Raw genomic sequence first — 25,892 nt, 5'->3', positions numbered from 1 at the left:
TCCCGAGAAAATGCGAGCGGTCCGTGGGGCGAGCCGCTCAGGCGCCCGCGGCCGCGCTGGTGAACTTGACGTAGCCGTTCTCCTCGAGCTCGTCGGCGAGTTCGGGGCCGCCGGACTCGACGACACGGCCGTTGACGAACACGTGGACGAACTCGGGCTTGATGTAGCGCAGGATCCGCGTGTAGTGCGTGATCAGCAGCACGCCGCCGTTCTCGCGCTCCCGGTAGTTGTTGACACCCTGCGAGACGACCCGCAGCGCGTCGACATCGAGGCCGGAGTCGGTCTCGTCGAGGATCGCGATCTTCGGCTTGAGCATGCCCAGCTGCAGGATCTCGTGACGCTTCTTCTCGCCGCCGGAGAAGCCCTCGTTGACCGACCGCTCGACGAACGAGGGATCGATCTCCAATTCGTTCAGGGATTCCTTGACCTCTTTGACCCAGTGGCGCAGCTTCGGCGCCTCGCCGCGGACCGCGGTGGCCGCGGTGCGCAGGAAGTTCGACATGGAGACCCCGGGGACCTCGACCGGGTATTGCATGGCCAGGAACAGTCCGGCGCGCGCACGCTCGTCGACGGTCATCGCCAGGACGTCCTCACCGTCGAGGGTGATCGTGCCCTGGGTCACCTGGTATTTCGGGTGACCGGCGATCGCGTACGACAGCGTCGACTTGCCGGAGCCGTTGGGCCCCATGATCGCGTGGGTCTGACCGGACTCGACGGTCAGGTCGACACCCTTGAGGATGACGATGGGCTCCGCGTCGGAGTCCTTGGGCGTGACGTTGACGTGCAGGTCACGGATTTCGAGTGTTGCCACGGTATTTCAGTCCTCTTGGTCGTAGTCGTACGAAGTGTGTGCGGGCGCGGAACCCGTCAGGCCCGATGCATCTCAGGCACCGGCGATCTGGAGTTCGGCCTCGACGGCCGCCTCGAGTCGTTCGCGGATCTCGGGCACGCCGATCTTGGCGATGACCTCGCCGAAGAAGCCACGCACCACCAGTCGTCGTGCCTGATCCTCGGGGATGCCCCGAGCCTGCAGGTAGAACAGCTGCTCGTCGTCGAAACGTCCTGTCGCGCTGGCATGGCCGGCACCGACGATCTCGCCGGTCTCGATCTCCAGGTTCGGCACCGAGTCGGCGCGCGCGCCGTCGGTGAGCAGCAGGTTCCGGTTGACCTCGAACGTCTCGGTGCCCTCGGCCTCCGCGCGGATCAGCACGTCGCCGACCCACACCGTGTGTGCCTCGCGGGCACGGTTGCTCGCGTCACCCTGCAGCGCGCCCTTGTAGACGACGTTGGACTTGCAGTTGGGCTGCGAGTGGTCCACCAGCAGACGCTGCTCGAGATGCTGTCCGGCGTCGGCGAAGTACAGGCCCCACATCTCGGCGTCGCCGCCCGGACCGTCGTAGTGCACCAGCGGGGACAGACGGATGAGGTCGCCGCCGAGGCTGACCGCGAAGTGCCGGATGGTCGCGTCGCGTCCGAGCCGGACGTGGTGCGCGGCGACGTGCACGGTGTCGTCGGCCCAGTCGTGCAGGTTGACGACGGTCAGGTGCGCGCCGTCGGCGACCACGAACTCGATGTTCTCGGCGTAGGTCCCGCTGCCTGCCTGATCGATGACGACCACGGCCCGGCCGAACCTCTCGACTCGGATCTGGGTGTGGCCGAAGGCGACCTGGCCCTCACCGGGACCCGTGATGGTGACGGTGACCGGATCGGCCACCTCCACCTCGCGGGCGACGGTGATCACGGTCGCCTCGGTGAACGAGGAGAACGCCTGCGCGGCGATCCGGTCGAACGGGACGCCGCCGTCGCCGAGCCGCGTGTCGTCACGGCCGACGGTCTCGACGGTCACGCCGTCGGAGACACCCTCGACCGTGACGTCGGCGGTACCGCTCGCGGTCGCCTCACCGTTGTGCAGACCTCGCAGCCGGCGGAACGGCGTGAAACGCCATGCCTCGTCGCGGGATCCGGGGACCTCGAAGGCGTCGACGTCGAACGAGGTGAACAGCTCACCCTTGTTGGCGACGGGGTGGACGTTCTCGCCGGTGACGGCGGCGACCACGCCGGTCGCGTCGTCGGAGATGATCTTCTCGGAACTCAACCGACGGATCCTTCCATCTGCAGCTCGATGAGCCGGTTCAGCTCGAGGGCGTACTCCATCGGCAGTTCCTTGGCGATCGGCTCGACGAACCCGCGGACCACCATGGCCATGGCCTCGTCCTCGGTCAGTCCGCGGCTCATCAGGTAGAACAGCTGCTCGTCGCTGACCTTGGAGACGGTGGCCTCGTGGCCCATCGTCACGTCGTCCTCACGGATGTCGACGTAGGGGTAGGTGTCGCTGCGGCTGATCTGGTCGACCAGCAGGGCGTCACACTTGACCGTCGAGCGTGACCCGTGGGCACCCTTGTTGATCTGGACCAGGCCGCGGTATGACGCGCGACCGCCACCGCGGGCGACCGACTTCGAGACGATGTTGCTCGACGTGTTGGGCGCGAGGTGGACCATCTTCGAGCCGGTGTCCTGGTGCTGGCCGGGGCCGGCGAACGCGACCGAGAGCACCTCGCCCTTGGCGTGCTCACCGGTCATCCACACCGCGGGGTACTTCATGGTGACCTTGGAACCGATGTTGCCGTCGACCCACTCCATGGTCGCGCCGGCCTCGGCCTTGGCGCGCTTGGTGACCAGGTTGTAGACGTTGTTCGACCAGTTCTGGATGGTTGTGTAGCGGCAGCGACCACCCTTCTTCACGATGATCTCGACGACCGCGGAATGCAGCGAGTCGGTCTTGTAGATCGGGGCGGTGCAGCCCTCGACGTAGTGCACGTAGGCACCCTCGTCGACGATGATCAGTGTCCGCTCGAACTGACCCATGTTCTCGGTGTTGATGCGGAAGTACGCCTGCAGCGGGATGTCGACGTGGACACCCGGCGGGACGTAGATGAACGAGCCACCCGACCACACGGCGGTGTTCAGCGCGGAGAACTTGTTGTCACCGGCGGGGATGACGGTGCCGAAGTACTCGCGGAACAGCTCGGGCTGCTCCTTCAGCGCGGTGTCGGTGTCGAGGAACAACACGCCCTGGGCCTCGAGATCCTCGCGGATCGAGTGGTAGACGACCTCGGACTCGTACTGCGCTGCGACTCCGGAGACGAGCCGCTGCTTCTCGGCCTCGGGGATGCCGAGCTTGTCGTAGGTGTTCTTGATGTCGGCGGGCAGGTCGTCCCACGTGGCGGCCTGCTTCTCGCTGGAGCGCACGAAGTACTTGATGTTGTCGAAGTCGATGCCGTCGAGGTTCGAACCCCAGGTGGGCATGGGCTTCTTGCCGAAGGTCTGCAGGGCCTTCAGGCGGGCGGCCAGCATCCACTCGGGCTCGCTCTTGCGGGCCGAGATGTCGGCGACGACGGCCTCGTTGATGCCGCGCTTGGCGCTCGCACCCGCGACGTCGGAGTCGGACCAGCCGTACCCGTAGGAGCCGAACGAGTCGATCGTCTCCTCCTGCGTCAGCGCCGGGGTGCCGGTGGGCAGCACGGTCGTCGCCGTCGCGGCGGTCTGGGGATCGGTGACTGTCATCGAGAATCCTCTCGTTTGGTGCCGGTGGCCGATGCGAGCTGTGCATCGGACCCCGACGGGCTGTCGATCGTGCTGCGGGAGTCGTCGTCGGCCGGTTGGACCGGCGACGCCACCGCGAGCGGCACGTGGGTGGTGCAGGCACAGTCACCGTTGGCGATGGTCGCCAGGCGCTGCACGTGCGTGCCGAGGAGGTCGGTGAACCGGGCGGTCTCGGCCTCGCACAGTTCGGGGAACTCGGTGGCCACGTGGGCGACCGGGCAGTGGTGTTGGCAGATCTGCACGCCGGCGCCGACACGACGGGTGTTGGCGGAGAACCCGGCGGCGGTCAGTGCGACCGCGATCCGGTCGGCGGTCTGGATCACCGCGTCGGGATCGGAATCGCCCTCGGTGTTGGCGGGTACGTCGGCGACGATCGCGTCGATCCGGTCGGCCGCGAAGTCGCGGACCGCCTGGTCGCCCGCGACGTCACGCAGCCGACGCATCGCTGCTCCGGCGAGATCGTCGTAGGCGTGGTGCAGCTTGCCGCGTCCGACGGCGGTGAGCTGGAACTGCTTGGCCGGACGGCCTCGGCCGCGACGCGCGTAGCGCGCCGACACCGCCGACGCCCGGATCTCGCCGCCGGCGATGAGAGCATCGAGGTGCCTGCGCACGCCGGCCGCGCTCATGCCCAGCTCCTCGCCGATGTCACCGGCGGTGGCCGGTCCGTGCTCGACGAGAAAGGCCACCACCGCGGTGCGGGTCTGACCGTCGTGCGACACCGACACCGGTGGGACACCGGCGTCGGCGGACACGGCAGAACCGTCCTGGATGGATTTCACAACACAAGTGTCACCTAATTGGACACCGCATGCCAGCAAGGGTTACCTATCCTGCTCTGACCACGGTCGGGAGCCCACGACCAGTGTCGGCCGATCACCGCGGAAAGACCTGCACACGCGCCCGACCACCCACGACACCGAAGACCATTACAGTCTTGTCTTGTGCCCGATCCCACACCCAGCGCGGAGCTCCCTGTGCACGCAGGGGACGTCGACACCGTCGATCCCGACGCCGCCACCGGCGCCCGGGGCCGCGTCCGCGCCGCGCTGACCTACCTGGGGTTACGGCGGCGGTCGACGACGCGCGCGGTCGACGACACCGGCGACTACGGCGTCACCATGGCCCGTCTGCACGGCGACGAGCCCGAGGTCGGTGACCTCGAGCCGGACGAGAACCGCCGACTCAACCGGGTCCGCATCTTCGGCGCCGTCGGGTCGATCCTGATCCTGATCGGTTCCCTGGGCACCGGCGCCGTCCCGGTGCTGCAGAATCCCATCGCCGGGGTGCGGCTGCTCTCCCTGCCCTCGCGGATGTGGCCGGTCGCGTTGACGCTGTCGATCGGCGGCACCCTCATCCTGGTGCTCGCCTGGCTGTTGCTCGGGCGCTTCGCGGTCGGTCGGCTCAACGTCGAGGTCAGGGGCGGCACCACACCGCGACGCCGTATGTCGCAGCGGCAGGCCGACCGCACGCTGCTGCTGTGGATCACGCCGATCATCCTGGCGCCGCCGCTGCTGAGCAAGGACATCTACTCGTATCTGGCGCAGAGCGCGATCGCGTACCGCGGGATGGACCCGTACAAGGTCAGCCCGGTCCGCGGACTGGGCGTCGGTGATGTGCTGACGCGATCGGTACCCAACCTATGGCGCGACACCCCCGCGCCGTACGGGCCGCTGTTCCTGTGGTTGGGCAAGAACATCACCGCCATCACGGGCGACAACCTCACCACCGCGATCCTGCTGCACCGGGTACTCGCGCTGGTGGGTGTCGCACTCATCGTCTGGGCGCTGCCCCGCCTGGCCCGGCGCTGCGGGGTGTCGCCGACCGCCGCCCTCTGGCTCGGTGCCCTGAACCCGCTGCTGATCCTGCATCTGGTCGGCGGTATCCACAACGAGGCCCTGATGCTGGGGCTCATGCTCGCCGGGCTCGAACTGTGCTTCCGGGCGATCTACGGCACACACCGACTGCGGCGGACGGGCACGATCCTGCCGAGTCCCAGCGGCTGGTTGCTGATCGCGGGGACGGCGATCATCGCCGCCTCGGCGATGGTCAAGATCAGTTCGCTGCTGGCCCTCGGTTTCGTCGGCATCGCCCTCGCCCTGCGCTGGGGAGCCACGCTGCCCGCGCTGCGTCACGCACCGCGGTCACAGTGGTGGGCACGGTCGCGGCAGTCGGTGTTCGCGCTGGCCGCGTCCGCCGGGGTGCTGCTCACCGTCCTCGTCGTCGTGGTGGTGTCGATCTGCCTCGGTACCGGCCTGGGCTTCGGTTGGACGTCGACGCTGAGCACGGGCGGCGTCGTCCGGTCCTGGATGTCGATGCCCACGCTGCTGTCGGTGACCGGCGGTCGCGTCGGTGTGTTCATGGGGCTGGGTGATCACACCCAGGCGATGCTCGACGTGGCGCGCCCCATCGGCCAGGTCATCGCCGGCCTGTTCATCGTCCGCTGGCTGCTCGCCGCCCTGGCGGGCCGGCTCCACCCACTCGGCGCCCTCGGTATCGCGATGGCGACGTTCGTGCTGCTGTTCCCGTTCGTGCAGGCCTGGTACCTGCTCTGGGCGGTCATCCCGCTCGCGGCGTGGGCGACCGGCCGGTGGTTCCGTCTCGTCGCGATCGCCGTCTCGGCGATCATCGCCGTGGTGGTGTTGCCCACAGGTGCGGGCACCCGCGGCTTCCAGCTCGCGGAGGCGATCGTCGCGTCGATCTTCCTGACCGCCGTGCTGACCGCCGTGTTCTTCGAGAAGATGCCCTGGCAGAGGGCCGGTGACCACCCGCAGGCCGCCGAACGCGACGACGACGCACCACCGCCGTCCGAGCCCACCGAGCCCGCGCCGTCCCGCGAGCCGGCGGCCGCGACCTCCCGGGACTGATCGGCGAGACCGTCGTCCACGCAGGTCCGTTTGGCGACTCGAGGGCGCCGACGAATAGTGTTGGGAGCTGTGAAGAGTCCCCTCGGTCGCCCGGCCGCCGCGCCGCCCGCCGACGGGAGCGATCCCGCGCGCTCCGGCCCTGGGTCCGAGGCACCCGCATTGCAGATCCGCGGGCTGGTCAAACGATATGGCGACCTCACCGCGGTCGACGGTCTCGACCTCGACCTGCAGCGCGGACAGGTTCTCGCCCTGCTCGGTCCCAACGGTGCGGGCAAGACAACCACGGTGGAGATCTGTGAGGGGTTCGGCGTCCCCGACGCCGGCGAGGTCCGCGTGCTGGGTCTCGACCCGGTCGCCGACAACGATCACCTGCGCACCCGCATCGGGGTCATGCTCCAGGGCGGCGGCGCCTACCCCGGCGCCCGCGCCGGCGAGATGCTGCGGCTGTGCGCCGCCTACTCGGCCAACCCGATCGACCCCGACTGGCTGCTGCGCACCCTCGGGCTCGTCGACGCCGCGCGTACCTCCTACCGTCGCCTTTCCGGCGGACAGCAGCAGCGACTGGCCCTGGCGTGTGCCATCGTCGGACGCCCGGAACTGGTGTTCCTCGACGAACCGACCGCGGGCCTGGACGCGGCGGCGCGGATCCTGGTGTGGGAGTTGATCGATCGGCTGCGGGCCGACGGGGTGTCGGTGCTGCTGACCACCCACCTGATGGACGAGGCCGAACAGCTCGCCGACGACCTGATCATCATCGACAAGGGGCGCGTCGTCGCACACGGGACGCCCGCCGAGGTCACCAGTCGCGGTGCCGAGAATGAGCTGCGGTTCCGCGCGCCCCGCGGGCTCGATCTGACCCTGCTGGTGTCCATCCTCGCCGAGGGGTACCGGGTGTCCGAGGTCAATCCCGGCACCTACCTCGTGGCGGGCGAGGTGACCCCTCAGGTGCTCGCCGCCGTGACCGGGTGGTGCGCGAAGATCAACGTGCTCGCCACCGACCTCCGCGTGGAGACACGCAGCCTCGAGGACGTATTCCTCGACCTGACCGGACGGGAGTTGCGCGGATGACCACCCCCGCCGCCGCACAGGCCTCGCACTTCACCCCGGGCCAGTTCACCCCCGATCCGCGCCCGGCTCCGGTGCTGCGGATGTTGCTCGCGCAGTCCCGGATCGAGCTGATCCTGCTGCTGCGCAACGGCGAGCAGCTGCTGCTCACGCTCTTCATCCCGGTCACCCTGTTGATCGGGCTCTGTCTGCTGCCGATCGGCACCTTCGAGGAGAACCGCGCCGATCGGTTCGTCCCTGCGATCATGACCGTCGCGGTGATGTCGACCGCGTTCACCGGGCAGGCGATCGCGGTCGGCTTCGACCGCCGCTACGGCGCGCTCAAGCGACTCGGCGCGACCCCGCTGCCGCGCTGGGGTGTGATCGCGGGCAAATCGATCGCCGTCGCGATAGTCGTGGTCCTGCAGGCCGTCATCATCGGCCTGATCGGTGTCGCGTTCGGGTGGAACTGGTCGGTGTCGGGGCTGCTCCTCGGCGCCGTGGCCATCGCCATCGGCACCATGGCGTTCTCCGCGCTGGGATTGCTGCTGGGCGGTACGTTGCGCGCCGAGATCGTGCTCGCACTGGCCAACGTGATCTGGTTCGTGCTCATCGGCGTCGGCAGCCTCGTCGTGATCGGTGACGGCGTCCCCGACGCCGTCCGCTGGATCGCTCGATGCACGCCGTCCGGAGCGCTCAGCGAGGTCCTGCACCGCGCGGGTGAGCAGTCCGTCGACTACGTCGGTTTCGGTGTGCTGATCGTCTGGGGCGTCGTCGCCGGGGCCGCGGCGGTGCGGTACTTCCGCTTCATCTGAGGCCGCGTGGCCAGGATCACGTGAGCACACCGACGGGTTGGCGATCCGCTCTCACCGGGGTCTATAGCATCGGAGTCGTGTTGTATCGCGGTTTCGTCCGGCTGGTGAATCACCTCCCCCTCCCCTCCCGACGCGTGCAGGTCGGCATCGCCATCGCGGTGATGCTCTCGCAGGCGGGCATTGCCGTCACCGGGTCGATCGTGCGGGTCACGTCGTCGGGTCTCGGCTGCCCCACCTGGCCGCAGTGCTTCCCGGGGAGTTTCACCCCCGAGCCGCACGCGTCGGTGGCCGCCATCCACACCGCCGTTGAGTTCGGCAACCGGTTGCTGACGTTCGCGGTGGTGCTCACCGCGGCCCTGATCGTTCTCGCGGTCACCCGCGCCGGGCGTCGTCGCGAGGTGCGGTTCTACGCCTGGCTGATGCCGCTGTCGACGGTCCTGCAGGCCGTGCTCGGCGGGCTGACGGTGTTGACCGGTCTGCTGTGGTGGACGGTGGCGATCCACCTGCTGGTGTCGATGGGCATGGTCTGGTTGTCGGTGCTGCTGCTGGAGAAGGTCCGTGAACCCGACGACGGCGAGGCGCTCAGGCAAGTGCCCGATCCGCTGCGCTGGCTGACCGCGCTCAGTGCCGCGGTGATGAGTGCTCTCCTGGTGGCCGGGACGATGGTCACCGGAGCCGGGCCCCACGCCGGCGACAAGAGCGTCGAGAAGCCGGTCCCCCGGCTGGCGATCGAGATCACCACGCTGGTCCACGCGCACGCCGAGTTGATGATCGCGTACCTGGCCCTGGTGGTCGCACTGGGATTCGGGCTCGCGGCGGTCGGTGCACCGGCACGCCTGCGACGCCGTCTCTACGTCCTGGTCGCACTCGTGCTGGCCCAGGGACTCATCGGGCTCACGCAGTACCTCACCGGGGTCCCCGAGGTGTTGGTGGTCATGCACGTGGCCGGCGCCGGGGCGTGTGTCGCGGCGACCGCGGCCCTGTGGGTCGCGATGCGACCCCGTCAGGCGATGTCGGTGACGGCGGCCGACGAGGTGGCCTCGCCGACCGAGGCGCCGGGTCTGCGCGCCTGAGAGATCAGGTGCGCGCGACCCACCCGGCCATCTTGGCCCAGTGGCCGGGTCGCGGCGTCGCGGCGGCACTCAGTTCGCGGTCCCACTCGGCGAGTTCGAGACCGTCCACGGCGCCCACGAGAGCCTTCGCGGTCTCCACGTCGGCGACGACCTGATCACCCAGCACGCCGTTCTCTGAGCCGACCATCAGCACCCGCACACCGGACGTGCCCACCGGCTCGATGACGGCGCTGGCGGAGCCGCCGTTGCTGCGGACGAAACGGGTGACCGCGGCGAGCGTGCCGCGCGGGATGCGGATCGACCGAGCGTTCTCGTCCTGCTCGACGGCGCCCTGGTCTTCGGAGGTATCGGCCATGAACGCAAGCATATCGGTGGGCCTGCGATGTGCGATCGGACGGCTCGCGGTACAACGGTGGGCATGAAGGCCATCCACGTCACCGCTCACGGCGGACCCGAAGTACTCCGCAGCGTCGAGATCGACGATCCGACCCCGGGGCCCGGTCAGCTGGCCGTGCGGGTGGGCGCGGTCGGGATCAACTTCATCGACACCTACCTGCGCTCGGGGCTCTACCCGTCGCAGACCCCCTACGTCCCGGGGTCCGAGGGCGCGGGCACCGTCATCGCGGTCGGCGACGGCGTCGACGCCGAGCTCGTCGGATCGCGGGTCGCATGGTCGGACGCGCCCGGCAGCTACGCCGAGATCGCGCTGGTCACCGCCGCCCGCGCGGTGCCGGTTCCGGACGGGGTCGACGACCCGGTCGCCGCCAGTGCCCTGCTGCAGGGACTGACCGCGCACTATCTGCTCGACGGCAGCGCCCACCCCCAGGGACCCGGCGACGACACTCCCGGCGACACGATCCTGGTGCACGCGGGGGCCGGCGGTGTCGGGCTGGTGCTGACCCAGATGGCGGCCGCACGGGGCATCCGGGTGATCACGACGGTGTCCACCGACGCCAAGGAGGCGCTCTCCCGTGCCGCGGGGGCATCGGAGGTGCTGCGCTACGGCGGCCACGTCGCCGAGAAGGTGCGCGAACTCACCGACGGCGTGGGTGTCGCGGTGGTCTATGACGGTGTCGGGGCCGACACGTTCGAACAGAGTCTGCGGAGCACGCGCGTGCGCGGCACGGTCGTGCTCTTCGGTGCCGCCAGCGGTCCGGTACCGCCGTTCGACCTGCAGCGGCTCAACGGACTCGGATCGCTGAGCGTGACCCGTCCGACGCTGGCCGATTTCGTCTCCGATCCTGCCGAGTTCGCCTGGCGTAGCTCCGAGGTCATGTCAGCGGTGGCGCAGGGGCGGGTCGAGGTCCGGGTGGGCAACAGCTACGCGTTGGCCGACGCCGAGCAGGCGCACCGCGACCTCGAGGCGCGTGCGACCACGGGTTCGATCGTGCTGGTCCCGTAGGGCTCAGAAGAGGCTGGCGACCGTCGGCAAGTGGACGACGGAGTCGACGGCGAGGCCGCAGAACACGATGGCCAGGTACTCGTTGGACTGCAGGAACACCTTGAGGGGGGCGATCTCGCCGCCGTTGCGGGTCGTGGTGAGCAGCTTGTGCACGGCCCGCAGGAACCACGCGCCGGCGCCGACGGCGACCACGGCGTAGATCCAGCCGGTGGCGGCGATCAACGCGAGCGTCGCGAGAACGGTGGCCCAGGTATAGAAAACCATCTGTCGTGCGACCTGTACCTCGGTGGCGATCACCGGCAGCATCGGGACGCCGGCGGCCCGGTAGTCCTCCTTGTAGCGCATCGCCAGCGCCCAGGTGTGCGGCGGCGTCCAGAAGAAGATGATCAGGAACAGCACCACCGGCTGCCAGCTGATCGACCCCGTGACCGCGGCCCAGCCGACGAGGGTCGGCATGCATCCCGCGGCGCCGCCCCACACGACGTTCTGCCAGGTCCGACGCTTGAGGACCATCGTGTAGACGAGTACGTAGAACGCGATCGTGGCCATCACGAGCAGGGCACTGAGCAGGTTGGCGAAGCTCCACAGGACCGCGAACGAGGCGGCGCCGAGGACGAGACCGAAGATCAGGGCATTGAGACGCGACACCGCATGACGGGCCAGAGGGCGCCGTTCGGTGCGCTTCATCTTCTGGTCGATGTCGTGGTCGATGACCATGTTCAGCGTGTTGGCGCTCGCCGCACCCAGCCATCCGCCGACCAGGGTGATCGCGATCAGGCCGATGTCGACCGACCCGCGGTCGGCCAGCAGCATCACGGGCACGGTGGCCACGAGCAGCAGCTCGATGACACGCGGCTTGGTCAGCGCGATGTAGGCGAGGACGGTGGTCCGCAGACGGCTCGCGCCGGAGGTTCCCGGGGTCTCGTCGGGGGACCGCACGGGACGGGTCGTGGCGGCTCCGTGTCCCCCACCGCTGTGCCCGATCTCCACGTGCTCTCCTGATTCCGCTGCACTCATCGTGTCGTGTCGTCGCGTGTCGTGTCCCGAGGCGCTGAACGGGATACGGGTTGCGGTGGCCGCGAGGTGACACCTCGTCGAGACCGTCGTCGAGAACGCCGACATCTACTACAGGGCATGGTAGACGGCGGGGCCCACCGATCGACAATTGGACGTCTCGCGCGCCCCGGAGGAACTGCGCCTATCGGATCATTTACCGATGCGCCCCGGCGCCGTGCGGGCCGACTAGGGTTGGGGCCAGGAGTCGGATGATGCGAGCTGCCGGCGATCGGGTCGAACCGTCACGATCGACACCGGGCGCGCACCGTCGGGACACCGACCGACTCTTCCCCGCTCGATGCGACCGACACAGGAGAATTCCCCATCGTGGCAGTTACAGATGAGATCCAGTCCCTCACCAAGGCGTCCTACCCCGACGACTGGAGCGATCTCGACACCAGAGCCGTCGACACGGTGCGCGTCCTCGCCGCCGATGCCGTCGAGAAGTGCGGATCCGGCCACCCCGGCACCGCCATGAGCCTGGCCCCGCTCGCCTACACCCTCTTCCAGCGTGTGATGCGTCACGACCCCGAGGACACGGCGTGGCTCGGCCGCGACCGCTTCGTCCTCTCGTGTGGCCACTCGAGCCTCACCCTCTACATCCAGCTGTACCTCGGAGGCTTCGGCCTAGAGATCGCCGACCTCGAGGCGCTGCGCACCTTCAAGTCCAAGACCCCGGGGCATCCGGAGTTCCGCCACACCCGTGGCGTCGAGATCACCACCGGCCCGCTCGGCCAGGGCCTGGCGTCGGCGGTCGGCATGGCGATGGCCGCGCGCCGCGAACGGGGACTCTTCGATCCCGAGCCCGCGATCGGCGAGAGCATCTTCGACCACCACATCTACTGCGTCGCCTCCGACGGCGACATCGAGGAGGGCGTCACCTCGGAGGCCTCCTCGCTCGCAGGCACCCAACAGCTGGGCAACCTGATCCTGTTCTACGACGAGAACAAGATCTCCATCGAGCACAACACCGACATCGCCCTGTCGGAGGACACCGCCAAGCGGTACGAGGCCTACGGCTGGCACGTGCAGGTCGTCGAGAGCGGCGAGAACGTCGCGGGTATCGAGAAGGCGGTCACCGAGGCGAAAGCCGTGACCGACAAGCCGTCGATCATCCTGTTGCGCACGATCATCGGGTTCCCCGCACCGACCAAGATGAACACCGGCGGCGTACACGGTTCGGCCCTGGGCAGCGACGAGGTCGCCGCGACCAAGAAGATCCTCGGGTTCGATCCCGAGAAGACGTTCGACGTCGCCGACGACGTGATCGCCCACACCCGCGAGCTCGTCGCGCGTGGTCGCGACGACCACGCGCAGTGGAGCAAGGACTTCGACGCCTGGGCGACCGCCAACCCCGAGCGCAAGAAGCTGCTGGATCGGCTCACCGCCGACGAGCTCCCCGACGGCTGGGCCGACGTCCTGCCGACGTGGGAGGTCGGCGACAAGGGTCCGGCCACGCGCGCCGCCTCCGGCAAGGTGCTCACCGCACTCGCCCCGGTGCTGCCCGAGCTGTGGGGTGGGTCGGCCGACCTCGCCGGATCGAACAACACCACCATGGACGGCGAGAAGTCCTTCGGCCCGAAGTCGATCTCCACCGACGACTGGGATGCCGAACCCTACGGTCGCACACTGCATTTCGGCATCCGCGAGCACGCGATGGGGTCGATCCTCAACGGCATCGTGCTGCACGGTCCGACCCGCGTCTACGGCGGTACGTTCATGCAGTTCGCCGACTACATGCGGCCCGCGGTCCGGATCGCGTCGCTGATGGACATCGACCCGATCTATGTGTGGACCCACGACTCGATCGGCCTCGGCGAGGACGGTCCGACGCATCAGCCGGTCGAGCACCTCGCGGCACTGCGTGCGATCCCCAACCTGTCGGTGGTGCGCCCCGGTGACGCCAACGAGACCGCCTTTGCCTGGAAGTCGGTGATCGCGCGCTCGTCGAGCAGCGGTCCGGTCGGCCTCGCCCTCACCCGACAGGGTGTCCCGATCCTCGAGGGCACCAGCGCCGAGGGCGTCGCGAAGGGCGGGTACATCCTGGCCGACGCGGCGAACAGGGCGCCGGAGGTGGTCATCATCGCCACCGGGTCCGAGGTGCAGTACGCCGTCGAGGGTCGAAAGAAGCTCGAGGAGCAGGGGATCGCCGCGCGCGTCGTGTCCATGCCCTGTGTGGAGTGGTTCGAAGACCAGGACCAGAACTACCGCGACCAGGTGATCCCGCCGACCGTGAAGGCCCGCGTGTCCATCGAGGCCGGCATCGCGATGCCCTGGTACAAGATCGTCGGCGACGCCGGCGAGATCATCTCGCTGGAGCACTTCGGCGAGTCCGCAGACGCCGAGACCCTGTTCCGCGAGTACGGCTTCACCGCCGACGCCGTCGTCGCGGCTGCTCAGCGCTCCATCACGAACGCGAAGGGATGACCAGCATGACCCAGAACAAGAATCTCCAGAACCTGTCCGAGGCCGGCGTATCGGTCTGGCTCGACGACCTGTCGCGCGAGCGCATCTCTTCGGGCAACCTCGCCGAGCTGATCGAGACGAAGTCGGTCGTCGGTGTCACCACGAACCCGTCGATCTTCCAGGCCGCACTGTCTGCCGGGGACAGCTACGACCCGCAGGTCCGCGAACTCGCCGCCCAGGGCGCCGACGTCGACGCCACCATCCGCACGGTGACCACCGACGACGTCCGCAACGCGTGCGACATCTTCACCCCGGTGTGGGAGGCCAGCAACGGCGTCGACGGGCGGGTGTCGATCGAGGTCGATCCCCGACTGGCCCACGACGCGGACAAGACCGCGGCGCAGGCGATCGAGCTGTGGAAGATCGTCGACCGTCCGAACCTGCTCATCAAGATCCCGGCGACCGAGGACGGTCTGCCCGCGATCGCCAAGACCCTGGCCGAGGGCATCAGCGTCAACGTGACCCTGATCTTCTCGGTCGAGCGCTACCGACTGGTGATGGGCGCCTACCTCGACGGCATCGAGGCGGCCAAGGCCGCCGGCCACGACATCTCGAAGATCCACTCGGTGGCGTCGTTCTTCGTCTCCCGCGTCGACACCGAGATCGACAAGCGGCTCGACGCCATCGGCACCCCGGACGCCACCGCCCTCAAGGGCAAGGCCGCGCTGGCCAACGCGCGTCTGGCGTACGTCGCCTACCAGCAGGTCTTCGAGGTCGAGTCGCGCTTCCAGGGCCTGGTGTCCGACGGCGCACTTCCGCAGCGTCCGCTGTGGGCTTCGACCGGCGTCAAGAACCCCGATTACTCGGACACGCTCTACGTCTCGGACCTGGTGGCGCCGAACACGGTGAACACCATGCCGGAGAAGACGATGGACGCCTTCGCCGATCACGGCACCGCCGACACCGCGTCGCTGGTGGGTCGCGGACCCGAGTCCGAAGAGGTCTTCACGGCGTTGTCCGACATCGGCATCGACCTCGACGAGGTGTTCCTCACCCTCGAGAACGAGGGTGTCGACAAGTTCGAGGCGTCGTGGGGCGAGTTGCTCGACGCGACGCAGAAGCAGCTCGACGCAGCGTCCAAGGGCTGAGGCGCGTGACGGCCGCCGCCGACACGACGTGGATCAACCCGCTCCGGGACAGCCGTGACAAGCGGCTGCCCCGGATCGCGGGTCCCTGCAGCCTGGTGATTTTCGGCGTCACCGGTGACCTCGCCAAGCGCAAGCTGATGCCTGCGGTGTACGACCTCGCCAACCGTGGTCTGCTCCCGCCGAGCTTCGCCCTGGTGGGGTTCGCCCGCCGCGACTGGGACGACCAGGACTTCGGTCAGGTCGTCCACGACGCGGTGCGCGAGCACTCCCGCACCCCGTTCCGCGAGGACGTGTGGGAACGGCTGGCCGAGGGGTTCCGCTTCGTGCAGGGCGCCTTCGACGACGACGCCGCGTTCGATCAGCTGCGCACCACGCTGGCCGAGCTCGACGCCGAGCGCGGCACCGACGGCAACCACGCGTTCTACCTGTCGATCCCGCCGGGAGCGTTCCCGACCGTCTGCGAGCAGTTGCAGCGGTCCGGTCTCGCTGTCCCGGGCGGGGACGGCGATGGGCTGCCCGCGGAGCGGTGGCGCCGGGTGGTCATCGAGAAGCCCTTCGGACACGACCTCGCGAGTGCCAAGGAGCTCAACGCGGTCGTCAACGGGGTCTTCCCCGAGGACTCGGTGTTCCGCATCGACCACTATCTGGGCAAGGAGACCGTCCAGAACATCCTCGCCCTGCGGTTCGCGAACCAGCTGTTCGATCCGCTGTGGAGTTCGCACTACGTCGACCACGTGCAGATCACCATGGCCGAGGACATCGGTCTCGGCGGTCGGGCGGGGTACTACGACGGGATCGGGGCGGCACGCGACGTCATCCAGAACCACCTGCTGCAGCTGCTCGCACTGGTGGCGATGGAGGAACCCGTCTCCTTCGAGCCCCGGGAACTGCAGGCGGAGAAGATCAAGGTCCTCTCGGCGACGCGCAACATCCTGCCGCTGGACCTCAACACCGCCCGCGGCCAGTACGGCCCGGGGTGGCAGGGCAGTCACCCGGTTCCCGGTCTGGTCGACGAGGAAGGCTTCTCCGCGGACTCGACGACCGAGACGTTCGCCGCGATCGCGGTGGAGGTCGACAGCCGCCGGTGGGCCGGTGTGCCGTTTTATCTCCGCACCGGCAAGCGCCTGGGTCGGCGCGTCACCGAGATCGCCCTGGTGTTCAAGAAGGCACCGCATCTGCCGTTCGACAAGACGATGACCGAGGAACTGGGCGAGAACGCGCTGGTGATCCGGGTCCAGCCGGACGAGGGCATCACGCTCCGGTTCGGTTCCAAGGTGCCCGGCTCGAGCATGCAGGTCCGCGACGTCAACATGGACTTCAGCTACGGCCAGGCCTTCACCGAGTCGTCCCCGGAGGCCTACGAACGGCTCATCCTCGACGTGCTGCTCGGCGAACCGTCACTGTTCCCGGTCAACGCAGAGGTCGAATTGTCTTGGCGCATACTCGATCCCGTACTGCAGGCGTGGGCCGCCGAGGGCAGGCCCGACACCTACGAGTCCGGGATGTGGGGACCGCGGTCGGCCGAGGACATGATGACCCGCGTCGGGCGGGTGTGGCGCCGTCCGTGACCGGATGCCGACCGTGACCCCTGCTCCCCCAGCGAAGGAACGTCTCCGATGATCTTGGATCTGCCCGCCACCACGACCGAGAAGGTCAGCAAGAAACTCGTCAAGATGCGCGAGTCGGGCGGCGCGGTGACCCTCGGTCGGGTGCTGACCCTGGTGGTCTGCGCCGACGAGGGCGAACCCACCGAGGGTGCGATCGAGGCGGCCAACGAGGCCAGCCGCGAACACCCGTGTCGCGTCATCGTGGTGTCGCTGGGCAACAGCGCGGCGGCGTCCCGACTCGACGCCCAGATACGGGTGGGCGGTGACGCCGGCGCATCCGAGGTCGTGGTGCTGCGGCTCTACGGCGAACTCGCCGGTCATGCCGAGAGCGTCGTGGTCCCGTTCCTGCTCCCCGACACCCCGGTGGTGACCTGGTGGCCCGGCGAGGCTCCGGAGAACCCGGCGCAGGATCCCGTCGGGCGCCTGGGAACCCGACGCATCACCGACTCGACGAGGGCTGCCGATCCCGACGAGGCGCTCGCGCACCGTCTGGCCACCTATGCGCCCGGCGATTCCGACCTCGCGTGGGCCCAGATCACCTACTGGCGTGCGATCCTGACCGCGGCCCTGGACCGTCCCCCGTTCGAACCCGTCGACCGGGTCGTCGTGACCGGGCCGGGGCGGTCGCCGTCGATCGATCTGCTGGCCGGCTGGCTGCAGGCACAGCTGGGCGTCCCCACCGAACGACACTCGGGCAGTTTCGAGGTCCGGCTCGAGCGCACGACCGGTCCGCTGGTGCTCGCTGTCGACCAGAACAACAACGCCGTGCTCAGCAACCCCGGCAAGCCCGACGGCAAGGTCGCGATGAGCGCTCGTGGCGTCCGCGACTGCATCGCCGAGGAGTTGCGCCGCCTCGACCCCGACGAGATCTACCACCTCGCCCTGCAGGGGGCGTCACGCATCACCCGACCCACCGCGGAGGCACAGTCGTGAGCACACCGGAACCGGAGATCGTCGTCGCCGACGACACCACCGCACTGATCGCGCAGGCAGGACAACGTCTCGTCTACGTCATCGTGTCAGCGCAGCGTGACCGCGGCGCGGCCTCGATCGTCCTGACCGGTGGCAGCAACGGCATCGCGATCCTCGAATGGCTGCGCGCCCACTCCGAGGACGTCGACTGGCGTGCGGTCGACGTCTACTTCGGAGACGACCGTTTCGTCCCGCGCGACGACGACGAGCGCAATCACGGCCAGGCCGCTCGGGCACTGCTCGACCACGTCGACCTCGACCCCGCACGGGTGTTCGTCATGGAGCCGTCCGACGGGCGTTTCGGCGACGACATCGACGCCGCCGCCGCCGACTACGCCCGGATCCTGCGTGAACACGCCGACGGCGCGGACAGTCCCGTCTTCGACGTGCACCTGCTCGGGATGGGCGGTGAGGGCCACATCAACTCGCTCTTCCCGCACACTGACGCCCGAGCCGAACAAACCGCGGCTGTCGTTGCCGTCACGGACTCCCCCAAGCCCCCGCCCCGTCGCATCACCCTGACGCTGCCCGCGGTCAACCGCTCCGCGCAGGTGTGGTTCCTGGTGGCCGGCGAGGACAAGGCCGACGCCGTGGCCGCCGGGGTCACCGGCGGCGACCCCGTCGAATGGCCGTGCGCGGGCGCGCACGGGTCGGCGGCGACGGTGTGGTTCGTCGACCGTGGAGCAGCCGCCGCGTTGTGACGTCCGAGCGTGTCACGTGATGTGACATCGCCATGAATTCCGCGATGGATCTGTGAACTCTCACAGACCTCGGTAGTGTGGACGGTGGGTCAACAGTCCGACGTCGGGTGGTCGGACCGGGTCATCGCATCACCGTCGAGACGCCGCACGGGCGCGCTCGTCGGCCATCACCGGCACTCGTCACGAGGATTGCGGATCCATCTTGTCCACCCACGCAGCGCACCCCGCCCCCGCACCCCCTGCGTGCGGCGTCACGCCATGACCATCAGCGAAGCGAGCCCGACGCCGCCGGAGGAGTTCGAGACCCGACGGCGCACCGGGCGGTTGTCCGTCGACGCCTGGGTGCGCGCTGCACTGGACCTCCTCGTCCGCGACGGCGTCGCGGCGGTCCGCATCTCGCGACTGTGCGAGGAACTGCACGTCACCAAGGGCAGCTTCTACTGGCACTTCACCGACATCAACGGGCTGCTGGAGGCGGTGGCCGACCACTGGTGTGACACCCAGAACGACTCGATGCGCGCGCTGGTCGAACTCGGCTCGATGGCGCCGCGCGAACGTCTCGACACGATGACCGCCGCGCTCGTCGGCGACCACTCCCCGGCGGTGGAGAACGCGATCCGCGAATGGGCCCGCACCAATGTGATCGTCGCCGACACCGTCCGACGCCTCGACCGGTTGGTGTTCTCCGTCGTCCAGGAAGCCCTGTTGGAGTTGGGTTTCGACCCGGCCGAGGCGCGCCTTCGCGCCGGCGCCCTCGTCTACGCGGGCATCGGGTTCATGCATGCGCGCGACAGTCTCGACACGCCCACCCCGCAGGAGATCCGGTCGATGTTCCGGATCATCACCGTGCGCCCCGACATCTGATCGCCGGCCTCCGACCGCCCGCGCCTACCCGCTGTTGCGCAGCGCGGTGGCCAGTCCGTTCATGGTCAGCTGGATGCCGCGCCGCACCTGCGGCGAGTCGTCGCCGGAACGGAAGCGCTTGAGCAGTTCGAGTTGCAGCAGGTTGAGCGGCTCGAGGTAGGGGAACCGGTTGAACACCGACCTCGCCAGCGACGCGTTGTCGGCGAGCAGATCGGTGCTCTCGGTGATGTCGAAGTACATCTGCACCGTGCGACGGTGCTCGTCGGTGATCATCCCGAACACACGCTCGCGCAACGACTCGTCGGTGACCAGGCGCGAGTACCGCTCAGCCAGTCCGAGATCCGACTTGGCCATCACCTGGGCCATGTTCGACATCACGGTCCGGAAGAACGGCCAGCTGCGGTAGTAGCCGCGCAACGTCTCCAGCCGCTCGGGATCACCGTCGATCCACTTCTCGAACGCCGACCCGGTGCCGTACCAACCCGGCAACATCACCCGCGACTGCGTCCACGAGAGCACCCACGGGATGGCACGGAGGTCGGAGATCTTCTCGGTCTGCTTGCGCGACGCCGGTCGGCTGCCGATGTTGAGGGCGCCGATCTCCGACAGCGGTGTCGACGAGGTGAAGTACTCCACGAATCCCGGGGTGTCGTGGACCAGCGCGCTGTAGGCGCCGCGGGCCAGGGCGGCGAGCTCGTCGAGCACGACGTACGCGGCCTCGGCCTCGTCGCCGAGGCCCTCGGTGTCGAGCAGGGTCGACTCGATGGTGGCGGCCAGCAGCGTCTCCAGGTTGCGCCGGGCGAGCACCGGTTCGGCGTACTTCGCCGCGATGACCTCACCCTGTTCGGTGATGCGCAGCGATCCCTGCACGGCGCCCGGGGGCTGGGCCAGGATCGCGTCGTAGGAGGGGCCGCCTCCGCGACCGACGGTTCCGCCACGACCGTGGAACAACCGCAGACGGATCCCGGCTTTCTCCGACGCCTCGACCAGGTCGAGTTCGGCGCGGTAGAGAGCCCAGTTCGCCGCGAGGTAGCCGCCGTCCTTGTTGGAGTCGGAGTAGCCGAGCATGACCTCCTGGATGTCGCCCTGCGCCGACACCAGCGCTCGGTACAGCGGGACATCGAGCGCGGCCAGCAGCGTCGCGGCACCCTGCTGCAGGTCTTCGATGGTCTCGAACAGCGGTACGACGCGCACCGTGCAGCGCGGGTCCTCTTGCGCCGAACCGGGATCGAAGAGTTCGGCCTCCTTGAGCATGATCAACGCCTCGAGCATGTCGCTGACCGAGGTGCACATGCTGATGATGTAGTTCGGGACCGATTCCGGACCGTAGTCGGCGACGGCGCGGGCGCCGGCGGTCACGATCGCGAGCTCTTTCGCGGCCAGCTCCCCGAGCTGTGCGCCCGGACGCACCAGCGGTCGGCGGTCGGCGAGCTCGCGGGTCAGCAACGCCACCCGGTCGGCCTCGTCGAGCGAGCAGTAGTCGTCGTGCACCCCCGACCACGCGAGCAGCTCGGCGACGACCTCCTCGTGCACGTCGGAGTTCTGCCGCATGTCGAGGCCGGACAGATGGAACCCGAAGGCCCGGACCGCCTCGCGCAGCGTGAGCAGGCGGTCGTCGGCCAGTGGACCGTCGTGGTTCGCGCGTAGCGACGCATCGACGACATCGAGGTCGGCGAGCAGTTCCGCGGCGGTCGCGTACGGCTGTGCCTCGGTGTCGACGAACGCGTCGACCAACGCCTGCGTCTGGGGTCCGAAGCGGTCGTGGGCGGTCGACATCAGTCGCGAACGGATGTGCCGCAACGCGAGCCGGTACGGTTCGTCGTTCGCGGTGTCCTCGGGATCGTCGACCCCACCGAGTGCGACGAGCTCGTCGCTGACGGTGACCAACCGCGAGGACATGCTCAGCTCCTGGGCCAGCACGGTGAGCTGTTCGAGATGGTGGGTCACCGCGGTCTGCGCGGCCCGCCCGGTGGCCATGGCGACGATCTCGTCGGTGACGAACGGATTGCCGTCGCGGTCGCCACCGATCCACGACCCCATCCGCAGGATCGGCTCGTCGGTCAACCCTGCGTCGGGGTACTGCTCGCGCAGCTGGTCCCGCAGGGCAGCGTTGATGGTGGGGATGACCGAGAAGAACGCGGCGTCGTAGTAGCGCAGCCCCACCTCGATCTCGTCCTCGATGCGCAGACGCTCGAGGCGGATCAACGCGGTCTGCCACAGCGTCAGCACCTGCCTGCGCAGGGCGGCGGTGACGTCGGCGTCCTCGTCGGGGGTCAGCTCGGTCCGCCCGCGGAAGCGCATGAGGTCGGTGATGCGGCGTTGCGCCTCGAAGACGGTGCGGCGGCGCGTCTCGGTGGGATGGGCGGTGATCACCGGGACGACCACGGCGTCTTCGAGTGCCCGACCCACCTCGTCGTCGGACAGACCGGCCGCGGCGAGTTTGGCGTAGGTCGCGGTCAGGCTGGAGTCCACGGGCGGGTCGCCCGCCCGGACATGAATTGCGCGTCGGCGTTCGCGGTGGATGTCCTCGGCCAGGTTGGCCAGCAGCGCGAAGTGGCTGAAGGCCCGGATGACGGGGGTTGCCTGCGCCACGCCCAGGCCGGCGAGGGTCTCGGCGAGCTCGCCGCGGTCGATCTCGGAGCGACGTACCCGGAAGGACTCGACCCGCGCCCGTTCGACCAGGTCGAAGATCTCCTCGCCCGCGTGTTCGCGGACGATGTCGCCGAGCAGGCCGCCGAGGAGACGGATGTCCTCACGGAGGGGTTCGGTCGCCTGCCTGCCGGTGGCGGTCGAGGTGACCCGGACGTCCGAGGGAGCGACGAAGCTCTCGTCCGCACCGTGGCCGGAGGTGGAGTGATCGGACGCGGGACTGCTTGCTGCCGTGGACTGTTCCGTCATCGGTCCAGTATCCCGCCCAATGCGACCGGCGGCATCTCGGGCGTCAGGACAGCTTGATGTCCAGACCGATACCGAGGATGAAGATGAACCAGATGACGCCGACGAAGATGGTCAGTCGGTCGAGGTTGCGCTCGACGACGCTGGACCCGGACAGGCTCGACTGGACGCCACCACCGAACAGCGAGGACAGGCCACCGCCCTTACCGCGATGCAGCAGCACGAGGATCACCATCAGAACGCTGGTGATGACCAATCCGATGTCCAAGACGAACTTCACTGACGGTGATCCTTTTCGTTGTCGCGACGCAAACTCCCGGCGAGTCTACGTGGTCCACCCCTCGGTCAGGGCAGCGGTCCACCAGCGGCGATCGCGGACAGGGTCGCGAACTCGTCGGACTTGAGCGACGCGCCGCCCACCAGGGCGCCGTCGACGTCGGTCTGACCGACGATCTCGCCGACGTTCTTCGAGCTCACCGAGCCGCCGTAGAGGACCCGCACGGACGCGGCGACCGAGGCGTCGGCCAGTTCGGCCAGCGTCGCACGGATCGCTGCGCAGACCTCCTGGGCGTCGGCCGCACTCGCGACCCGACCGGTGCCGATCGCCCAGACGGGCTCGTAGGCGATGACGATCTTCGCGATCTCGTCGGACGACAGTCCGGCGAGCGAGCCCTTGAGCTGCGCGACGTTGTAGGCGACGTGATCCCCCGCCTCACGGACCTCGAGTCCCTCGCCGATGCAGACGATGGGCGTCAGCCCGTGCCGCAGTGCCGCTGTCGTCTTGCCGAGCACGACCTCGTCGGTCTCGGCGTGCAGGGTCCGGCGCTCGGAGTGCCCGACCACGACGAAGGTGCAGCCCAGCTTGGCGAGGAACGCCCCGCTGATCTCACCGGTGTAGGCACCTGAATCGTGCTCGGAGAGGTCCTGCGCGCCATAGGTCACCAAGAGCTTGTCGCCGTCGATGACGGTCTGGACGCTGCGGATGTCGGTGAACGGCGGGATCACCGTCACGTCGACCTTGTCGAAGTACTTCGCGGGGAGCGCGAAAGCGATCTTCTGGACGAGTGCGATGGCCTCGAGATGATTGAGGTTGCACTTCCAGTTGCCCGCGATCAGCGGCTTGCGGTTTGCCACGGTTCTCAGTCCTCCAGGACCTTCAGCCCCGGGAGCTCTTTGCCCTCGAGGTATTCCAGCGAGGCGCCACCACCGGTGGAGATGTGCGAGAACGCGTCGTCGGACAGACCGAGGTGGCGCACCGCCGCGGCGGAGTCACCGCCACCGACGACACTGAACGCACCCGATGCGGTGGCACCGGCGATGGCCTCGGCCACCCCCTTGGTGCCCGCCGCGAAGGCGTCGAACTCGAACACACCGGCCGGGCCGTTCCAGAAGATGGTCTGCGCCTCGGCCAGCACGGCGGCGAATCGCTTCACCGATTCCGGGCCGATGTCGAGTCCCATCCACCCGTCCGGGATGTCGCGCACCGAGACGGTCTGGGTGGCGGCGTCGGCGGAGAACGAGTCGGCGACGACCACGTCGACCGGCAGATGGATGACGTCGCCGAACCGATCGAGCAGGTCCTTGCAGACCGCGACCTGATCGTCCTGCAAGAGCGACGTGCCGACGGACAACCCCTGGGCGACGAGGAAGGTGAACGCCATGCCGCCGCCGATGACGAGCGTGTCGACCTTCGGGGCGAGGGCCTCGATGACGCCGAGCTTGTCGGACACCTTCGACCCGCCGAGCACGACCGCATACGGCCGTGCGACGTCGGCGGTCAGCTTCTGCAGGACCTTCACCTCGGACTCGACGAGCCCACCGGCGTAGTGCGGCAACAACTTCGCCACGTCGTAGACCGACGCCTGCTCTCGGTGGACCACGCCGAAACCGTCGGATACGAACGCACCGTCGTCACCGACGAGCTCGACGAGGGCCTTGGCCAGCGCCTCGCGCTCAGACGAGTCCTTCGAGGTCTCCCGCGGGTCGAACCGGATGTTCTCCAGGAGCAGGACGTCACCGTCGGTCAGTCCCTCGGCGCGTGCGAGCGCGTCGGTGCCGACGACGTCGGACGCGAGCTGGACGTTGCGTCCGAGCTCCTCGCCGAGGCGGGCCGCGACCGGAGCCAGGGAGAACTTCGGGTCCGGCTCACCCTTGGGGCGTCCGAGATGCGCGGTGACGATCACCGAGGCGCCCGCGTCGGCCAGGGCCGCGATGGTGGGCGCCGAGGCGATGATCCGCCCGGCGTCGGTGATGGTCTCGCCGTCCAGGGGGACGTTGAGGTCCGAACGCACCAGGACGATGCGACCGGACACTCCCGTGTCGAGCAGGTCTTTCAGCGATGCAAGTGCCATGAGAGGAGATCGACCGCCCTTTACAGCGACTTGCCGACGAGACCGATGAGGTCCACGAGGCGGTTCGAGTAGCCCCACTCGTTGTCGTACCAGGAGACGATCTTGGCCTGGTCGTCGATCACCTTGGTCAGGCCGGCGTCGAACAGCGAGCTGTGCGGGTCGGTGACGATGTCGGACGAGACGATCGGCGCGTCGTAGTACTTGAGGATGCCCTTGAGCGGTCCCTCGGCGGCGGCCTTCATGGCGGCGTTGATCTCCTCGACCGTGGCGGCCTTGCGCAGGTGCGCGGTGAGGTCGGTGACCGAGCCGGTCGGGATCGGCACGCGCAGGGCGTAACCGTCCAGCTTGCCCTTCAGTTCGGGCATCACCAGGCCGATGGCCTTGGCGGCACCGGTCGAGGTCGGGACCACGTTGATCGCGGCGGCGCGGGCGCGGCGCAGATCGGAGTGCGGCCCGTCCTGCAGGTTCTGGTCCTGGGTGTAGGCGTGGACCGTCGTCATCAGGCCCTTGACGATGCCGAACTCGTCGTTGAGGACCTTGGCGATCGGGCCGAGGCAGTTCGTGGTGCACGACGCGTTGGAGATGATGTTCTGGCTGCCGTCGTACTTGTCGTGGTTCACGCCCATCACGATGGTGATGTCCTCGTCGGAGGCGGGGGCGGAGATGATGACCTTCTTGGCGCCGGCGTCGAGGTGGCCCTGCGCCTTGTCCCGCTTGGTGAAGATGCCCGTCGACTCGACGACGACGTCGACACCCAGGTCGCCCCACGGGAGTGCGGCGGGGCCCTGCTTGATCGACAGGCTCTTGAGCTTGTGGTCACCGATGACGATGGTGTCGTCACCCTCGAGCGACACATCCGCATCCAGACGACCCAGGATCGAGTCGAACTTCAGCAGGTGCGCGAGGGCCGCGTTGTCGGTCAGGTCGTTGACGGCGACGATCTCGATGTCGGTGGTGCCCAGCGCTTTCTGCGCCTCGACGGCACGGAAGAAGTTGCGGCCGATCCGGCCGAATCCGTTGACGCCTACCCGAACGGTCACAATGAGCTCCTCAGCTGTGGGGTGTGGATCGATCTGTCGCGGTACGGCCAG

22 protein-coding genes are annotated in these 25,892 nt (G+C 68.6%); 11 read left to right on the top strand and 11 right to left on the bottom strand.

Going from position 1 to position 25,892, the window contains the following annotated elements; genetic code table 11:
• Positions 1-37: 37 nt before the first annotated feature.
• The 4 genes from sufC to IEV93_RS20840 form a co-directional block, all read right to left on the bottom strand.
• Positions 38-811: a Fe-S cluster assembly ATPase SufC gene (sufC, locus tag IEV93_RS20855; protein ID WP_188492592.1), complete on the bottom strand. Its 774-nt coding sequence runs from the start codon at positions 809-811 to the stop codon at positions 38-40.
• A 72-nt stretch (positions 812-883) separates the two neighbouring features.
• Positions 884-2,056 carry a Fe-S cluster assembly protein SufD gene (gene sufD, locus IEV93_RS20850; protein WP_229705433.1) on the bottom strand — a complete coding sequence of 391 codons (1,173 nt, stop codon included), beginning with the start codon at positions 2,054-2,056 and terminating at the stop codon, positions 884-886.
• A 35-nt stretch (positions 2,057-2,091) separates the two neighbouring features.
• The gene (sufB, locus tag IEV93_RS20845; RefSeq protein ID WP_188492591.1) at positions 2,092-3,564 is read right to left on the bottom strand and encodes a Fe-S cluster assembly protein SufB; all 1,473 of its coding nucleotides are present in this window, start codon (positions 3,562-3,564) and stop codon (positions 2,092-2,094) included.
• Positions 3,561-4,373, bottom strand: a complete 813-nt coding sequence (locus tag IEV93_RS20840; protein ID WP_229705432.1) for a helix-turn-helix transcriptional regulator — start codon at positions 4,371-4,373, stop codon at positions 3,561-3,563. Before IEV93_RS20840 ends, sufB begins: the two co-directional genes overlap by 4 nt.
• 276 nt (positions 4,374-4,649) lie before the next feature.
• Here IEV93_RS20840 and mptB point away from each other — a divergent pair, with 276 nt between their 5' ends.
• The 4 genes from mptB to IEV93_RS20820 all read left to right on the top strand — a co-directional run bounded on the left by mptB (position 4,650) and on the right by IEV93_RS20820 (position 9,399).
• Positions 4,650-6,467, top strand: coding sequence for a polyprenol phosphomannose-dependent alpha 1,6 mannosyltransferase MptB (mptB, locus tag IEV93_RS20835; protein ID WP_229705431.1), 1,818 nt, complete (start codon positions 4,650-4,652; stop codon positions 6,465-6,467).
• 159 nt (positions 6,468-6,626) lie between these two features.
• The gene (locus tag IEV93_RS20830; RefSeq protein WP_229705430.1) at positions 6,627-7,535 is read left to right on the top strand and encodes an ABC transporter ATP-binding protein; all 909 of its coding nucleotides are present in this window, start codon (positions 6,627-6,629) and stop codon (positions 7,533-7,535) included.
• Positions 7,532-8,326 (top strand): ABC transporter permease, encoded by a 795-nt coding sequence (locus IEV93_RS20825; protein WP_188492585.1) that lies wholly within the window; start codon positions 7,532-7,534, stop codon positions 8,324-8,326. Before IEV93_RS20830 ends, IEV93_RS20825 begins: the two co-directional genes overlap by 4 nt.
• An 80-nt stretch (positions 8,327-8,406) precedes the next feature.
• A complete protein-coding gene (locus IEV93_RS20820; protein WP_371873890.1) occupies positions 8,407-9,399 on the top strand; it encodes a COX15/CtaA family protein in 993 nt (330 codons plus the stop codon).
• A 4-nt stretch (positions 9,400-9,403) separates the two neighbouring features.
• Here IEV93_RS20820 and IEV93_RS20815 read toward each other — a convergent pair whose 3' ends face one another.
• Positions 9,404-9,754: a hypothetical protein gene (locus IEV93_RS20815; protein WP_188492583.1), complete on the bottom strand. Its 351-nt coding sequence runs from the start codon at positions 9,752-9,754 to the stop codon at positions 9,404-9,406.
• Between the two features lie 63 nt (positions 9,755-9,817).
• On the opposite strand from IEV93_RS20815, the gene IEV93_RS20810 reads away from it, so the two are divergent.
• The gene (locus IEV93_RS20810; protein ID WP_188492581.1) at positions 9,818-10,801 is read left to right on the top strand and encodes a quinone oxidoreductase family protein; all 984 of its coding nucleotides are present in this window, start codon (positions 9,818-9,820) and stop codon (positions 10,799-10,801) included.
• Between the two features lie 3 nt (positions 10,802-10,804).
• Here the strand turns inward: IEV93_RS20810 and IEV93_RS20805 are convergent, their stop codons facing one another.
• Complete coding sequence (locus tag IEV93_RS20805) at positions 10,805-11,818, bottom strand: heme o synthase (protein ID WP_188492579.1); 1,014 nt, start codon at positions 11,816-11,818, stop codon at positions 10,805-10,807.
• Positions 11,819-12,184: 366 nt separating this feature from the next.
• Here IEV93_RS20805 and tkt point away from each other — a divergent pair, with 366 nt between their 5' ends.
• The 6 genes from tkt to IEV93_RS20775 all read left to right on the top strand — a co-directional run bounded on the left by tkt (position 12,185) and on the right by IEV93_RS20775 (position 19,555).
• Positions 12,185-14,284: a transketolase gene (gene tkt, locus IEV93_RS20800; protein WP_188492577.1), complete on the top strand. Its 2,100-nt coding sequence runs from the start codon at positions 12,185-12,187 to the stop codon at positions 14,282-14,284.
• Positions 14,285-14,289: 5 nt separating this feature from the next.
• Positions 14,290-15,411 carry a transaldolase gene (gene tal / locus IEV93_RS20795; RefSeq protein WP_188492575.1) on the top strand — a complete coding sequence of 374 codons (1,122 nt, stop codon included), beginning with the start codon at positions 14,290-14,292 and terminating at the stop codon, positions 15,409-15,411.
• 5 nt (positions 15,412-15,416) lie between these two features.
• Positions 15,417-16,979 (top strand): glucose-6-phosphate dehydrogenase, encoded by a 1,563-nt coding sequence (gene zwf, locus IEV93_RS20790; RefSeq protein WP_188492572.1) that lies wholly within the window; start codon positions 15,417-15,419, stop codon positions 16,977-16,979.
• Positions 16,980-17,027: 48 nt separating this feature from the next.
• Positions 17,028-17,951, top strand: coding sequence for a glucose-6-phosphate dehydrogenase assembly protein OpcA (gene opcA / locus IEV93_RS20785; RefSeq protein WP_188492570.1), 924 nt, complete (start codon positions 17,028-17,030; stop codon positions 17,949-17,951).
• Entirely contained in the window at positions 17,948-18,691 is a 744-nt protein-coding gene (pgl, locus tag IEV93_RS20780; protein WP_188492568.1) for a 6-phosphogluconolactonase, read from the top strand. The genes opcA and pgl overlap by 4 nt, the downstream gene beginning before the upstream one ends.
• Positions 18,692-18,949: 258 nt before the next feature.
• Positions 18,950-19,555 carry a TetR/AcrR family transcriptional regulator gene (locus IEV93_RS20775; RefSeq protein ID WP_188492566.1) on the top strand — a complete coding sequence of 202 codons (606 nt, stop codon included), beginning with the start codon at positions 18,950-18,952 and terminating at the stop codon, positions 19,553-19,555.
• Positions 19,556-19,579: 24 nt separating this feature from the next.
• Here the strand turns inward: IEV93_RS20775 and ppc are convergent, their stop codons facing one another.
• The 5 genes from ppc to gap all read right to left on the bottom strand — a co-directional run bounded on the left by ppc (position 19,580) and on the right by gap (position 25,841).
• Positions 19,580-22,453, bottom strand: coding sequence for a phosphoenolpyruvate carboxylase (ppc, locus tag IEV93_RS20770; protein ID WP_188492564.1), 2,874 nt, complete (start codon positions 22,451-22,453; stop codon positions 19,580-19,582).
• A gap of 43 nt (positions 22,454-22,496) precedes the next feature.
• Entirely contained in the window at positions 22,497-22,730 is a 234-nt protein-coding gene (secG, locus tag IEV93_RS20765) for a preprotein translocase subunit SecG (protein ID WP_188492562.1), read from the bottom strand.
• A gap of 65 nt (positions 22,731-22,795) precedes the next feature.
• Positions 22,796-23,584 (bottom strand): triose-phosphate isomerase, encoded by a 789-nt coding sequence (tpiA, locus tag IEV93_RS20760; RefSeq protein ID WP_188492560.1) that lies wholly within the window; start codon positions 23,582-23,584, stop codon positions 22,796-22,798.
• 5 nt (positions 23,585-23,589) lie between these two features.
• Positions 23,590-24,801 (bottom strand): phosphoglycerate kinase, encoded by a 1,212-nt coding sequence (locus IEV93_RS20755; RefSeq protein ID WP_188492558.1) that lies wholly within the window; start codon positions 24,799-24,801, stop codon positions 23,590-23,592.
• Between the two features lie 20 nt (positions 24,802-24,821).
• Entirely contained in the window at positions 24,822-25,841 is a 1,020-nt protein-coding gene (gene gap, locus IEV93_RS20750; RefSeq protein ID WP_188492556.1) for a type I glyceraldehyde-3-phosphate dehydrogenase, read from the bottom strand.
• Between the last annotated feature and the right edge of the window lie 51 nt (positions 25,842-25,892).

The organism is Williamsia phyllosphaerae (assembly GCF_014635305.1).
Taxonomy (GTDB): domain Bacteria; phylum Actinomycetota; class Actinomycetes; order Mycobacteriales; family Mycobacteriaceae; genus Williamsia_A; species Williamsia_A phyllosphaerae.
The sequence above is the reverse complement of the archived record's forward strand: the minus strand, read 5'-3'. Positions and strand labels throughout refer to the sequence as shown.